This is a genomic window from Streptosporangium sp. CA-135522 (assembly GCF_050949235.1).
In the GTDB taxonomy this organism is placed as follows: domain Bacteria; phylum Actinomycetota; class Actinomycetes; order Streptosporangiales; family Streptosporangiaceae; genus Streptosporangium.
In genome coordinates this window covers 6,606,436-6,620,101 of record NZ_CP192026.1, presented here as the reverse complement: position 1 = coordinate 6,620,101, position 13,666 = coordinate 6,606,436, and the positions used below count along the sequence as shown (strand labels likewise).

7 protein-coding genes and 3 rRNA genes are annotated in these 13,666 nt (G+C 62.8%); 6 read left to right on the top strand and 4 right to left on the bottom strand.

Going from position 1 to position 13,666, the window contains the following annotated elements:
- Nucleotides 1–55 precede the first annotated feature (55 nt).
- From tyrS to rrf, 4 genes are all read left to right on the top strand, one after another.
- On the top strand, nt 56–1,321 hold the full coding sequence (tyrS, locus tag ACQPYK_RS31595) for a tyrosine--tRNA ligase (RefSeq protein ID WP_433238873.1): 1,266 nt from the start codon (nt 56–58) through the stop codon (nt 1,319–1,321).
- 658 nt (nt 1,322–1,979) lie between these two features.
- Nucleotides 1,980–3,501, top strand: a 16S ribosomal RNA gene (locus ACQPYK_RS31590).
- A 387-nt stretch (nt 3,502–3,888) separates the two neighbouring features.
- Nucleotides 3,889–7,017, top strand: a 23S ribosomal RNA gene (locus ACQPYK_RS31585).
- Nucleotides 7,018–7,157: 140 nt separating this feature from the next.
- Nucleotides 7,158–7,274, top strand: a 5S ribosomal RNA gene (gene rrf / locus ACQPYK_RS31580).
- The 16S, 23S and 5S rRNA genes sit together here, the layout of an rRNA operon.
- Before the next feature lie 215 nt (nt 7,275–7,489).
- Here the strand turns inward: rrf and ACQPYK_RS31575 are convergent.
- Together ACQPYK_RS31575 and ACQPYK_RS31570 are read right to left on the bottom strand one after the other, a co-directional pair.
- Nucleotides 7,490–9,724: a hypothetical protein gene (locus ACQPYK_RS31575; protein ID WP_433238870.1), complete on the bottom strand. Its 2,235-nt coding sequence runs from the start codon at nt 9,722–9,724 to the stop codon at nt 7,490–7,492.
- Nucleotides 9,725–9,754: 30 nt separating this feature from the next.
- Entirely contained in the window at nt 9,755–10,060 is a 306-nt protein-coding gene (locus ACQPYK_RS31570) for a hypothetical protein (RefSeq protein WP_433238867.1), read from the bottom strand.
- Nucleotides 10,061–10,093: 33 nt separating this feature from the next.
- Between ACQPYK_RS31570 and ACQPYK_RS31565 the strand changes: the two genes are divergently transcribed.
- A complete protein-coding gene (locus tag ACQPYK_RS31565) occupies nt 10,094–10,546 on the top strand; it encodes a hypothetical protein (protein WP_433238864.1) in 453 nt (150 codons plus the stop codon).
- Between the two features lie 49 nt (nt 10,547–10,595).
- On the opposite strand, the gene ACQPYK_RS31560 is transcribed toward ACQPYK_RS31565, so the two are convergent.
- Entirely contained in the window at nt 10,596–11,549 is a 954-nt protein-coding gene (locus ACQPYK_RS31560) for an MBL fold metallo-hydrolase (RefSeq protein ID WP_433238861.1), read from the bottom strand.
- Nucleotides 11,550–11,633: 84 nt separating this feature from the next.
- On the opposite strand from ACQPYK_RS31560, the gene ACQPYK_RS31555 reads away from it, so the two are divergent.
- Nucleotides 11,634–12,197, top strand: a complete 564-nt coding sequence (locus ACQPYK_RS31555; RefSeq protein WP_433238858.1) for a single-stranded DNA-binding protein — start codon at nt 11,634–11,636, stop codon at nt 12,195–12,197.
- 113 nt (nt 12,198–12,310) lie between these two features.
- On the opposite strand, the gene ACQPYK_RS31550 is transcribed toward ACQPYK_RS31555, so the two are convergent.
- Nucleotides 12,311–13,645, bottom strand: a complete 1,335-nt coding sequence (locus ACQPYK_RS31550; RefSeq protein WP_433238855.1) for a DUF1015 family protein — start codon at nt 13,643–13,645, stop codon at nt 12,311–12,313.
- Nucleotides 13,646–13,666: the final 21 nt, after the last annotated feature.

Sequence of the window (13,666 nt, the reverse complement as noted above, 5' to 3'; positions counted from 1 at the left end):
GGGCAGGCTGTACGGGAGCGGTATGTGTCCCTTCGAACATTGGAAAGCAAGGATCGTGACCGACATTCTGGATGACCTCGCCTGGCGCGGTTTGATCGCGCAGTCCACCGACATCGACGCCCTGCGCGAGACGATGGCCGAGGGTCCGATCACGGTCTATTGCGGGTTCGACCCGACGGCGCCTTCGCTCCACGTCGGCAACCTGGTCCCGCTGCTGACCCTCACCCGGCTGCAGCGGGCAGGGCACCGCGTCATCGGCCTGGTCGGCGGCGCAACGGGTCTCATCGGCGACCCCAGCGGTCGCAGCACCGAGCGTTCACTCAACTCCTCCGATGTCGTCGCCGAGTGGGTCGCGCGGATCCGCGTCCAGTTGGAGAAGTTCCTCGACTTCTCCGAGGAGAGCGGAGGGGTCCTGGTCAGCAACCTCGACTGGACCGAGGGCATGTCCGCGATCGACTTCCTGCGCGACGTCGGCAAGCACTTCCCGGTCAATCGCATGCTGGCCCGCGAGTCGGTCTCCGCCAGGCTCGGCGGCGAAGGGCTCAGCTACACCGAGTTCAGCTACCAGATCCTGCAGGCCAACGACTACCTGGAGCTGAACAGGCGGTACGGCTGCGCACTGCAGGTCGGCGGCAGCGACCAGTGGGGCAACATCACCGCGGGAACCGATCTGATCCGCAGGGTGACCGGCAACCATGTGCACGCGCTGACCGTGCCGTTGATCACCAAAGCCGACGGGACCAAGTTCGGCAAGACGGCCGGCGGCGCGGTATGGATCAATTCGGAGATGACCTCGCCGTACGCGTTCTACCAGTTCTGGTTGAACGCGGACGACCGAGACGTGATCAAGTTCCTCAAGATCTACAGCTTCAAATCCCGTGAGGAGATCGAGGAGCTGGAGAAGGCCGCCATGGAGCGGCCCGCCGCGCGTGAGGCGCAACGCGCGCTGGCGACGGAGTTCACCACATTGCTCCACGGCGCCGACGAATGCGCCGCGGTGATCGCGGCCTCGGCGGCCCTGTTCGGTCAGGGGTCGCTGGAGGACCTGCCCGCCGGGACGTTGGGCGACGCTCTCGCCGAGGTACCGCGCGCGGAGGTCGCCGCGCTGGGCGCCACGTTCGTCGACCTGCTGGCCGAGAGCGGGTTGGTGGAGTCGAAGTCCGCCGCCCGCCGGGCGGTCAAGGAGGGCGGCGCGTACCTCAACAACGTGAAGATCACGGATGAGGCCTACGTGCCGACGGCCGATGACCTGCTGCACGGCCGCTTCCTGGTGTTGCGTCGCGGCAAGCGCTCCATCGGTGGTGTCGAGGTCATCGCCTGACCTTCGAGTGTGCACGAACGGATCCCGCTGAGATGAACGCCCCGGCTTTCGCCGGGGCGTTCGCGTTTGGATCTGTAACGTTCGGGTAGCGAAGAGCAGGGCTTCTTCTGTCACTTCACCAGTGACCTGCAGCTTCGCCGGATGCGGCTGATTTGACGATGTTCCAGAGGCCGCTTAATCTTCTGAATGCCCCGGGAGCGAGCCGGACGCCGGATCGGCGGACGGGCCCCAGGGACGACTCCCACTGAACGAACCTCAGCCTTCGGCTCCCGTTAAGATCGCCAAAAACCGGTGGTTTGACGAGGCCTGGATGTCAAGGTAAGTTCAGAGGGTTGCCCCTGAAAGGGGGTAGTCAAAATCCTAGTCAAGCTTCACCGTTTTGAGGCAAATAGCTCAAAACAAAATGGTTTGACAGGAGAATGACAAAGAAGCTAAGATAGAAATACGAAATGGAACGCCCTGAAGTCGGGACCATGGTCACGGCGACGGAGAACGCGTCCGTTTCTTGAGAACTCAACAGTGTGTTAAAAGCCAGTGCATGAAGCACAACCCCGTCCACCCACCCTCGGTGGGAGACGGATTCCTTTGGTTGATACACCCCCGGCCCGCTCGCGGGCCCGAGGGGGTGCTTTCAGCCGGGAAACGACTGTTCAGACATTGTTTGGAGAGTTTGATCCTGGCTCAGGACGAACGCTGGCGGCGTGCTTAACACATGCAAGTCGAGCGGAAAGGCCCTTCGGGGTACTCGAGCGGCGAACGGGTGAGTAACACGTGAGTAACCTGCCCCCGACTCTGGGATAAGCCCGGGAAACTGGGTCTAATACCGGATATGACCACTTCCCGCATGGGATGGTGGTGGAAAGTTGTTTCGGTTGGGGATGGACTCGCGGCCTATCAGCTTGTTGGTGGGGTAACGGCCTACCAAGGCGACGACGGGTAGCCGGCCTGAGAGGGCGACCGGCCACACTGGGACTGAGACACGGCCCAGACTCCTACGGGAGGCAGCAGTGGGGAATATTGCGCAATGGGCGAAAGCCTGACGCAGCGACGCCGCGTGGGGGATGACGGCCTTCGGGTTGTAAACCTCTTTCAGCAGGGACGAAGTTGACGTGTACCTGCAGAAGAAGCGCCGGCTAACTACGTGCCAGCAGCCGCGGTAATACGTAGGGCGCAAGCGTTGTCCGGAATTATTGGGCGTAAAGAGCTCGTAGGTGGCTTGTCACGTCGGGTGTGAAAGCTTGGGGCTTAACTCCAGGTCTGCATTCGATACGGGCTGGCTAGAGGTAGGTAGGGGAGAACGGAATTCCTGGTGTAGCGGTGAAATGCGCAGATATCAGGAGGAACACCGGTGGCGAAGGCGGTTCTCTGGGCCTTACCTGACGCTGAGGAGCGAAAGCGTGGGGAGCGAACAGGATTAGATACCCTGGTAGTCCACGCTGTAAACGTTGGGCGCTAGGTGTGGGGGCCTTCCACGGTTTCCGCGCCGTAGCTAACGCATTAAGCGCCCCGCCTGGGGAGTACGGCCGCAAGGCTAAAACTCAAAGGAATTGACGGGGGCCCGCACAAGCGGCGGAGCATGTTGCTTAATTCGACGCAACGCGAAGAACCTTACCAAGGCTTGACATCGCCCGGAAACACTCAGAGATGGGTGCCTCTTCGGATCGGGTGACAGGTGGTGCATGGCTGTCGTCAGCTCGTGTCGTGAGATGTTGGGTTAAGTCCCGCAACGAGCGCAACCCTTGTTCAATGTTGCCAGCACGCTCCTTCGGGGGTGGTGGGGACTCATTGGAGACTGCCGGGGTCAACTCGGAGGAAGGTGGGGATGACGTCAAGTCATCATGCCCCTTATGTCTTGGGCTGCAAACATGCTACAATGGCCGGTACAGAGGGTTGCGATACCGTGAGGTGGAGCGAATCCCAAAAAGCCGGTCTCAGTTCGGATTGGGGTCTGCAACTCGACCCCATGAAGTCGGAGTCGCTAGTAATCGCAGATCAGCAACGCTGCGGTGAATACGTTCCCGGGCCTTGTACACACCGCCCGTCACGTCACGAAAGTCGGCAACACCCGAAGCCCGTGGCCCAACCACTTGTGGGGGGAGCGGTCGAAGGTGGGGCTGGCGATTGGGACGAAGTCGTAACAAGGTAGCCGTACCGGAAGGTGCGGCTGGATCACCTCCTTTCTAAGGAGCATCGGTCAGGGACTCGTTATGAGTGTCTGGTCCATGTCGTGTTCGTGGGCGAACGTCTCACGCTCGACGCGCTCATTAGTGGAGCACTGGCTAATCAATCGGATCGGGTCGCCGACCGGCTAGTACCGCCTGACTTTTCGGAGTCGGGAGTGGGAACGCGGGTGCGGGGGGCCGGGTCGGGGTTGGACACACTGTTGGGTCCTGAGGAAACGGGCCGGATACGGAGCCTGCCTGCGGGTGGGCTTCGTGGTCTGTGTGACCTCGTGCGGGATCGGTCTTCCGTCAGATCAGCTCACCGGTGGGTGGGTGTTGCTGGCGGGGTGGATCTGGTCGCTGTTTGTTGTTTGAGATTTGCATAGTGGACGCGAGCATCTTTGTGGCCAAGTTTTTTAGGGCACACGGTGGATGCCTTGGCATCAGGAGCCGATGAAGGACGTGGGAGGCTGCGTTAAGCCCCGGGGAGTCGCCAACCAGACTTTGATCCGGGGATGTCCGAATGGGGAAACCTAGCACCAGTCATGTGGTGTTGCCTCCGCCTGAATGTATAGGGCGGTTGGTGGTAACGCGGGGAAGTGAAACATCTCAGTACCCGTAGGAAGAGAAAACAATTTAGTGATTCCGTGAGTAGTGGTGAGCGAAAGCGGAAGAGGCTAAACCGTATGCGTGTGATAGCCGGCAGGCGTTGCGTGTGCGGGGTTGTGGGACCCTCTGGGAGGAGCTGCCGCTCTTCCAAGCAGTGAGAAATCGATGGGATAGTCGAAGCTTCTGGGAAGAAGCGCCGTAGACCGTGAGAGCCGGGTAGGCGAAATCTTGTCGACTGTTTGAGGGGATCCCAAGTAGCACGGGGCCCGAGAAATCCTGTGTGAATCTGCCAGGACCACCTGGTAAGCCTAAATACTCCCTGATGACCGATAGTGAACAAGTACCGTGAGGGAAAGGTGAAAAGCGCCCCGGTGAGGGGTCGTGAAATAGTACCTGAAACCGTGTGCCTACAAGCCGTAGGAGCGTAAACAGGCTTGCCTGTTTGTGATGTGACTGCGTGCCTTTTGAAGAATGAGCCTGCGAGTTATGGTGTGTGGCGAGGTTAACCCGTGTGGGGGAGCCGTAGCGAAAGCGAGTCTGAATAGGGCGTTGTCAGTCGCATGCTGTAGACCCGAAGCGGAGTGATCTAGGCATGGGCAGGTTGAAGCGCGGGTAAGACCGCGTGGAGGACCGAACCCACCAGGGTTGAAAACCTGGGGGATGACCTGTGTTTAGGGGTGAAAGGCCAATCAAACTCCGTGATAGCTGGTTCTCCCCGAAATGCATTTAGGTGCAGCGTTACGTGTTTCTTGCCGGAGGTAGAGCACTGGATGGCTAATGGGCCCTACCAGGTTACTGACGTCAGCCAAACTCCGAATGCCGGTAAGTGAGAGCGTAGCAGTGAGACTGCGGGGGATAAGCTCCGTAGTCGAGAGGGAAACAGCCCAGACCACCGACTAAGGCCCCTAAGCGTGTGCTAAGTGGGAAAGGATGTGGAGTCGCAGTGACAACCAGGAGGTTGGCTTAGAAGCAGCCACCCTTGAAAGAGTGCGTAATAGCTCACTGGTCAAGTGATTCCGCGCCGACAATGTAGCGGGGCTCAAGTACACCGCCGAAGTCGTGGCATTCACACGTTTGCTGAGCCTTTGTGGTTTAGGTGTGTGGATGGGTAGGGGAGCGTCGTGCGGCCGGCGAAGCAGCAGAGTGATCTAGTTGTGGAGGCCGTGCGAGTGAGAATGCAGGCATGAGTAGCGAATCAGAAGTGAGAAACTTCTGCGCCGGATGACCAAGGGTTCCTGGGCCAGGCTAATCCGCCCAGGGTAAGTCGGGACCTAAGGCGAGGCCGACAGGCGTAGTCGATGGACAACGGGTTGATATTCCCGTACCCGCTACGATGCGCCAATACTGAATCCAGTGATACTAAGGGTCCTTAAGCCCCTAACGCCCTTCGGGGTGTGGGTGAGGCTGAACGCCTGGCCTGATCTGGTAGTAGGTAAGCGATGGGGTGACGTAGGAAGGTAGCCCAGCCCAGGCGATGGTAGTCCTGGGGTAAGCAGGTAGGGAGGACCGTAGGCAAATCCGCGGTCCGTTAATCCTGAGATGTGATGCCGAGCCGATTGTGGCGAAGTGGGTGATCCTATGCTGCCGAGAAAAGCCTCTAGTGAGTGTCGTGGCGGCCCGTACCCGAAACCGACTCAGGTGGTCAGGTAGAGAATACCAAGGCGATCGGGTGAACTGTGGTTAAGGAACTCGGCAAATTGCCCCCGTAACTTCGGGAGAAGGGGGGCCTTCGCTGGTGACGAGTCTTGCACTCCGAGCTGGTGGGGGTCGCAGAGGCCAGGGGGAAGCGACTGTTTACTAAAAACACAGGTCCGTGCGAAGTCGTAAGACGATGTATACGGACTGACGCCTGCCCGGTGCTGGAACGTTAAGGGGACCGGTTAGTGCGCCTTTGGGTGTGCGAAGCTGAGAACTTAAGCGCCAGTAAACGGCGGTGGTAACTATAACCATCCTAAGGTAGCGAAATTCCTTGTCGGGTAAGTTCCGACCTGCACGAATGGCGTAACGACTTCCCCGCTGTCTCAACCGCAGACCCGGCGAAATTGCACTACGAGTAAAGATGCTCGTTACGCGCAGCAGGACGGAAAGACCCCGGGACCTTCACTACAGCTTGACATTGGCGTTTGGAACGTCTTGTGTAGGATAGGTGGGAGACGGTGAAGCGGTGACGCTAGTTACCGTGGAGTCATTGGTGAAATACCACTCTGGTCGTTTTGAACGTCTAACTTCGGTCCGTGATCCGGATCAGGGACAGTGTCTGGTGGGTAGTTTAACTGGGGCGGTTGCCTCCTAAAGAGTAACGGAGGCGCCCAAAGGTTCCCTCAGCCTGGTTGGCAATCAGGTGTCGAGTGTAAGTGCACAAGGGAGCTTGACTGTGAGACCGACGGGTCGAGCAGGAGCGAAAGCTGGGACTAGTGATCCGGCGGTGGCTTGTGGAAGCGCCGTCGCTCAACGGCTAAAAGGTACCCCGGGGATAACAGGCTGATCTTCCCCAAGAGTCCATATCGACGGGATGGTTTGGCACCTCGATGTCGGCTCGTCGCATCCTGGGGCTGGAGTAGGTCCCAAGGGTTGGGCTGTTCGCCCATTAAAGCGGTACGCGAGCTGGGTTTAGAACGTCGCGAGACAGTTCGGTCCCTATCCGCTGCGCGCGCAGGAGACTTGAAAGGAGCTGTCCCTAGTACGAGAGGACCGGGACGGACGAACCTCTGGTGTGCCAGTTGTTCCGCCAGGAGCACGGCTGGTTGGCTACGTTCGGAAGGGATAACCGCTGAAAGCATCTAAGCGGGAAGCTCGCCTTGAGATGAGGTCTCCCACCCTGTGAGGGGGTAAGGCTCCCGGTAGACGACCGGGTTGATAGGCCGGAGGTGGAAGCACAGTAATGTGTGGAGCTGACCGGTACTAATAGGCCGAGGACTTGACCACAAAGCATATGCTTGGTTTCTGCAGCGCTCTGTCCCTTCGCCGGGTCCGGAGCAGCGCGAAACCAGGGTTGTTGCCCGCGTCCACTAGGCAATTCTGAAACAACAAGCACCCGTTGTGTGTGTTTGATAGTTTCATAGTGTTACGGCGGTTATGGCGAAGGGGAAACACCCGGTTACATTCCGAACCCGGAAGTTAAGCTCTTCAGCGCCGATGGTACTGCACCGGGGACGGTGTGGGAGAGTAGGTCGCCGCCGGACAATCGTTTGGGAGAGGCCACCCCTTTTTTGGGGTGGCCTTTTCTGTTTTCCCGACCCTTTTCAGCCGAGCGGGCAGTCGCTCAAGGGCGGTCCCTGCTTCGCGATACAAGATCGTTTTACTGTAGTCGTGGCGATCATTCGGACCTTCTTCCCCTTTGCGATCAGTGTCGACGATCATCTTTCGTCCTGGAGAGCTGCGACGACCTGCTGAATCGTCAGGCTCTTCCGACCTCAGCCACCTCACGCTCGTCCGGATGCGGGAGGAGATTCCCCGCAGGTAAGAGGCCAGAAGGCGTACGGACTTTGGGGGGCTTGCTAGGCTGAAGGGGCCGGGCCACCCCCACCGCGGGTGGCCTTCGTCGCGCCAGACCACGATAGGGCGGGGCAGCGATAGCGAACGGGGCGCACCCCGCGGCCGGAGACCGCCCGCACAGCGAATCGTCCCATCCGTCTGAGAAGACAGGACGCGCTCGCCGAGTGAGCAAACGAATGGACCAGAAGTGAACAGTGACAATGGGCGTGACGGCGCGGGCCGGCGCGACGAAGGCGAGAACCGCGGATCCGGCGGGCAGGAAGGCTACCGGGCTGGTGGCGGCAGGGGGCGTCCGGGGGACGGCCCTCGATACGGTGAGCGCCGTGAAGGACGTTCGGGCGGTTCGTACGGTTCCCGCGATCGAGGCGACCGTCCGTCCGGTGGTTACCGCGACAACCGCGGCGGCGGTGAGCGGTCCTCCTTCAATCGTGATGACCGCCCGGGTGGTCAGCGTTTCTCTGGGGCGCGAGACAGCGGCGAACGTCGTTCCTATGGCGATCGTGACCAGGCGCGTGGTCAGTATGGTTCGCGGGATCGGGGTGAGCGGCCGCCGTTCAACCGCGATGACCGTCCCGGTGGTCAGCGGCCGCCGTTCAATCGTGAGGGTGGTCAGCGGCCGCCGTTCAATCGCGATGACCGTTCCGGTGGGGAGCGTCGTCCGTTCAATCGCGATGACCGTCCTGGTGGTGAGCGTCGTTCGTACGGCGATCGTGACCAGGCGCGTGGTCAGTATGGTTCGCGGGATCGGGGTGAGCGGCCGCCGTTCAACCGCGATGACCGTTCCGGTGGTCAGCGGCCGCCGTTCAACCGTGAGGGTGGTCAGCGGCCGCCGTTCAATCGCGATGACCGTCCTGGTGGTGAGCGTCGTTCGTACGGCGATCGTGACCAGGCGCGTGGTCAGTATGGTTCGCGGGATCGGGGTGAGCGGCCGCCGTTCAACCGCGACGACCGTTCCGGTGGTCAGCGGCCGCCGTTCAACCGCGATGACCGTTCCGGTGGTCAGCGGCCGCCGTTCAACCGTGATGACCGTTCCGGTGGGGAGCGTCGTCCGTTCAACCGTGATGACCGTCCCGGTGGCGAGCGTCGTTCGTACGGTGACCGTGAGGGTGGCCAGCGGCCGCCGTTCAACCGCGATGACCGTCCCGGTGGTCAGCGGCCGCCGTTCAATCGCGATGACCGTTCCGGTGGGGAGCGTCGTCCGTTCAATCGCGATGACCGTCCTGGTGGTGAGCGTCGTTCGTACGGCGATCGTGACCAGGCGCGTGGTCAGTATGGTTCGCGGGATCGGGGTGAGCGGCCGCCGTTCAACCGCGATGACCGTTCCGGTGGTCAGCGGCCGCCGTTCAACCGTGATGACCGTTCCGGTGGGGAGCGTCGTCCGTTCAATCGCGATGACCGTCCCGGTGGCGAGCGTCGTTCGTACGGTGACCGTCCCGGTGGTCAGCGGCCGCCGTTCAATCGTGAGGGTGGTCAGCGGCCGCCGTTCAATCGCGATGACCGTTCCGGTGGGGAGCGTCGTCCGTTCAACCGCGATGACCGTCCTGGTGGTGAGCGTCGTTCGTACGGCGATCGTGACCAGGCGCGTGGTCAGTATGGTTCGCGGGATCGGGGTGAGCGGCCGCCGTTCAACCGCGACGACCGTTCCGGTGGTCAGCGGCCGCCGTTCAACCGTGATGACCGTTCCGGTGGGTATCGGGACAGTCGTGGTGGGGAGCGTCGTTCGTACGGTGACCGTGAGGGTGGTCAGCGGCCGCCGTTCAACCGCGATGACCGTTCTGGTGGCCGGCCTTTCGCTGCCCGCGACGGTGGATTCCGCGGCGAGGGCGAAGGATCTCGCACCCGTTACAGCCGGGACGACCAGCCGGTCGGCCGTGACGAGGCTCCGAGCAGGGAGCGCGAGGAACTGCCTCCCCTCGCTCCGGACATCACCGCGGAGGAGCTTGACAAGGAGATCAGGGAAGAGCTGCGTTCCCTCCCGCTCGATCTCGCCGATCTGATCTCTCGCCACCTGGTGGCGGCGGAGCGGGCCCTTGGCGAGGACGACGCCGAGCAGGCTTACGAGCACACCAAGGTGGCCCGTCGCTTCGCGGCCCGGATCGGTGTGATCCGTGAGGCCGTCGGTATCGCGGCCTACCATGCCGGGCACTTCGCTGAGGCGCTGAGCGATCTACGCGCGGCGCGTCGTATGACGGGCTCCGATTCCTTCCTGCCGATCATGGCGGATTGTGAGCGTGGCCTCGGCCGTCCGGAGCGCGCTCTCGACCTCGTTCGTTCCAAGGAGGCCGAGCGCCTCGACCGGATGGGCAAGATCGAGCTCGCCATCGTGGAATCCGGCGCTCGCCGGGACCTTGGTCAGAAGGACGCCGCGGTCATCACCCTGCAGCGTCTGCCGGAACTGCGCGACACCCGTCCGCAGCCCTGGTCGGCCCGTCTCGCCTTCGCCTACGCCGACGCCCTGGCCGATGCCGGTCATGAGGAGCCCGCCACCGAGTGGTTCGGTCGCGCCATGGCTTTCGACGAGGACGGAGAGACCGACGCGGCCGAGCGCTATGCGGAGCTGACCGGCGCCGTCATCGAGGACCTCGAAGAGGATGACGAGGACGTCGACGGTGAGCTCAGCGCCGACGGCGATGAGGACGCCGAGGACTTCGACATCGAGAATGTCGACGACGAACTCGACGTCGATGAGGACCCCGAAGACGAGGACCTCGAGGGCGACGCCGATATCAGGATCGATGATGTCGCGACTCTCGACGCCGAGATCGAAGCCGAGGATGTCCTCGACGAGGACAAGCTCATTCTCGGCCGTGCCGGCGAAGACGAGGATCTCGCCGCCGAGGACAAGCCCGAGAAGGTCGAGACCGGTGTCGGCCCGGCCTTCATCGAGCCCGACTTCGGTGACATTCTCGATGACTCCTCTGACGACACCGCTGATGAGGACAAGGCCAACAAGAAGTGACCTGTTCTGTCCCGGGTGGATTGACGCGTCCACCCGGGACAGGGGCGCTCTACGGCTGGACCCGGTCCAGCCAGTGAAGAATGCCGGCCACGTTGGACGGGGCGCCGCTGAGGAGCTCGAACTGCTCGGCGGTCGCGTCGTCGGCCTTCAACGCCGCGTAACGTTCCCGGGTGCGCTCTTTGACCATCGCCACCGCGTGGTCCAGATCCATGCCTTCCGAGTGTGCTTGGCGGGTCAGCTCGACCCAGACGCGCAGTTCCTCCGCCGAGCGTCCCAGGATCTCCTCTACGTCTGTGACCGGCCCGTAGTGGCTGAACAGCAGCCGCTGCGGACCAAGTGCTTCGAACAGCGCGACCGAGTCCAGCGCGGTCTGCAGGTCGAAGTCCGGCGGTGGGGTGGCGGGGCGTAGGTCACCCGTCTGCGGGAAGTAGACCCCGGCGGCGTCACCGACGTAGAGGTCGCCGGTGCCCGAGTCGATCAGTCCCACGTGGTGCTTGGCATGGCCGGGAGAGTAATGGCTGTCCAGCGTGCGCCCGTTACCGAGATCGATGACTCCGGTGTCGCCGAGCGCCCGGATCCGCGAAGCCTCCGTGGGTGATAACTCGCCGAACAGGGTGTCCAGCATGTCACCCCATACGCTTCGGGCACTGGCCATCAACCGGGACGGGTCGGCGAGGTGTCGTGCCCCCTTCTCGTGGACCACGATATCCGCTTGCGGGTAGAACCCGGCGATGTCCCCGACCCCGCCCGCATGGTCCAGATGGATGTGTGTGACGACGACCGTGGCGAGATCGTTCGGGCCGACGCCCAGTGAGGTCAGGGCGTCGCGAACGATGGGGGCGGAGGTGGAGGTGCCTGTCTCCACCAGGCAAGGTCGATCGCCCAGGATCAGGTACCCCGCGGTGATGCCGGCGTATCCGGCCATTCTCGTGTCGATCTCATAGACGTCTCCGCCGAGAGCGGTGATGTTGTCCACATGCCACCTCAGAACTGGAACGGGCATCCCCAGAATGGTGTTCAAGCCATCCCGGCACAGCTCACATCGTAAAGAGTCGACTTCGATCGGCAGAGATCGAAGGAGGATTCGATGGATCGCAACGAGGTCATTCTGGTGGGCCGTCTGCCCGAAACGGCGCGGATCAGATCGCTGCAGAGCGGGAGCACGCTCGGTGCCTGGCGGTTGATCGTCCGGCGGCAGCAGCGCGGCCGGGGGACGCGGGTGGACACCATCCCGTGCGTGTCCTTTGAGCCCGAGGTCACCGTGGCCGTGGCCGACTGGTTGCCTGACGACATGGTGGAGGTGGTCGGCTCCCTGCGGCGTCGATGGTGGGGAAGCGAAGGGGCCAAATCATCCGGTTACGAAGTCGAGGTCCGCTCAGCCAGACGCCTCGAACGCCGGATCACCACAGTCCTGCCCGGCGATGAGAGCACGCCGGCTCAGCCACCCGCCCCGCCCAGATCGGTGCGCTCGCTCGTACGCGCCGGGACCGCCTCGGTTAGGAGGGCTGGTTCCGATCCGGTGGTGAAGGAAGAGCCGACCGGGCCCGTTGACCCGGAGCCGGCCCGCATCGTCGAGGAAGCCGCGGAGGAAACTGTGGGCACAGCGCCGATATCTGTCCGGCGCTCTGTGGAGGCCCCGTCTCTGAGATAACCGCTCCACCCACGATTTCCTCGATCGAGGCCTGCAAGCGCACGGCTATGCCTGTGATCGCACGGCTAAGCCTGTGAGCACCCGGCTAAGAGGGAGAGTCCGTCTCCGGCGGATCAGTCGAAGGCGAATGTGCGCAAGACCAGTCCGGTGCGGGGCTTGGGACCGAAGGAGGTGGACTTACGCGGAACCCGTTCCTCCTGGGCCGCGACCGCGAGCACGTCGTCGACCGTCAAAGGGTTCAGCAGCACCGCGGTTCCTCCCGACTCACTTGCGAGCCGTACCGCCGCCTCCGGGTCGTGGTGCACGATGCGCACCGTCTGCTCGTCGTCGACCCTCCCCCACACCTTCGGAAGGAGGAACTCCGAAAGGACGGAGGTGTTCAGCGCACGCCATCGTGCGGATCGGTTGGCGGGCATGGCCTGCTCGACCTGACCTGGGTCCGGGTCGGTGAGGAGGTAGGACTGGGTTCCGGCGGACAGCAGGTAGGCCGGTTCGGTGGCGTTCCGCAACGCGGTCAGTCCTTCGGCCAGGTCCGCGTGCCGGTGCACCTGCCAGGCCCCCTCCGCCCTCATCAGGGCCTCCTCCAGCGGCAGTCCCGGGATGACCCGGTGGATGGCCTTCAGATTCGGCGGATAGGAGGTGGAATCCACCAGGAGTGCCAAACCGAAATCCCAGGGGCCCGGCTTCGGCCGTCCGGTCGTGCTCGTGCCGTCCGTGCCGTCCGTGCCGTCCATGGTGCCTGTACCGTGGTGCTCCTGCCGGAGAGCGTGGTGTTCGCGCTGGAGGGTGAGATAGGTGGCGTAGCGGTGGTGGCCGTCGGCGATGAGGGCCTGACGGGCGCGGAGATCGGCGTCGAGGGCGGTGAGCTCGTCGGGATCGGTGATGGCCCACAACCGGTGCCTGACCCCGTCACGGGTCTGCGCCTCGGCCAGTGGCGGGCGGGAGGCGGCGACTCGGTCCACGAGAAGGGTCGCGGTACCGCCATCGCCGTCGTAGAGCAGGAATATGGGCTCTAGATTGGCCTCGGTCGTGCGCATGAGGGCCAGCCGGTCGGCGACCGGCCCGGGCATGACGTCCTCGTGAGGGAGGATGACCTGCTGCTCCGGGCCGGCCAGACCCACGTCGCCGATGAGACCGCGCTGCAGGATCCCCGGACCGCTCTGCTCGTAGACGTAGACGGCGGGTGTCTCGTCGGGGGCGAGCACACCATGGGAGAGCCAGGCCCGAAGGGTCTCCCGCGCCTGGGCGTACCGATGGTGATCGGCGCCGGGAAGGATCAGGCGCACCACGTTGTTCGGATGGGAGTCGAGCAAGTCTCGCACGGCGGATTCGTCGATCAGGTCGTAGGGCGGAGAGGTCACCTTGGCCAGATCGTCGATCGTGAACCGTACGCCGCGAAACGGGCGTAGCACGAGCCCGTCCGGTACCGGCAGTTCAGGATTCGCCATAAGGGGCATGCTGCCATAAAG

Excerpts from the sequence above, each read along its gene's own strand:
- ACQPYK_RS31570 (WP_433238867.1), bottom strand. The coding sequence starts at position 10,060 with ATGACCGGCATCGGCCAGGGCGTCGGCGTAGGCGAAGGCGAGACGGGC.
- ACQPYK_RS31550 (WP_433238855.1), bottom strand. The coding sequence starts at position 13,645 with ATGGCGAATCCTGAACTGCCGGTACCGGACGGGCTCGTGCTACGCCCG.
- ACQPYK_RS31565 (WP_433238864.1), top strand. The coding sequence starts at position 10,094 with ATGGCTTTCGACGAGGACGGAGAGACCGACGCGGCCGAGCGCTATGCG.
- ACQPYK_RS31555 (WP_433238858.1), top strand. The coding sequence starts at position 11,634 with ATGGATCGCAACGAGGTCATTCTGGTGGGCCGTCTGCCCGAAACGGCG.
- ACQPYK_RS31575 (WP_433238870.1), bottom strand. The coding sequence starts at position 9,724 with ATGGTAGGCCGCGATACCGACGGCCTCACGGATCACACCGATCCGGGC.
- ACQPYK_RS31560 (WP_433238861.1), bottom strand. The coding sequence starts at position 11,549 with ATGCCCGTTCCAGTTCTGAGGTGGCATGTGGACAACATCACCGCTCTC.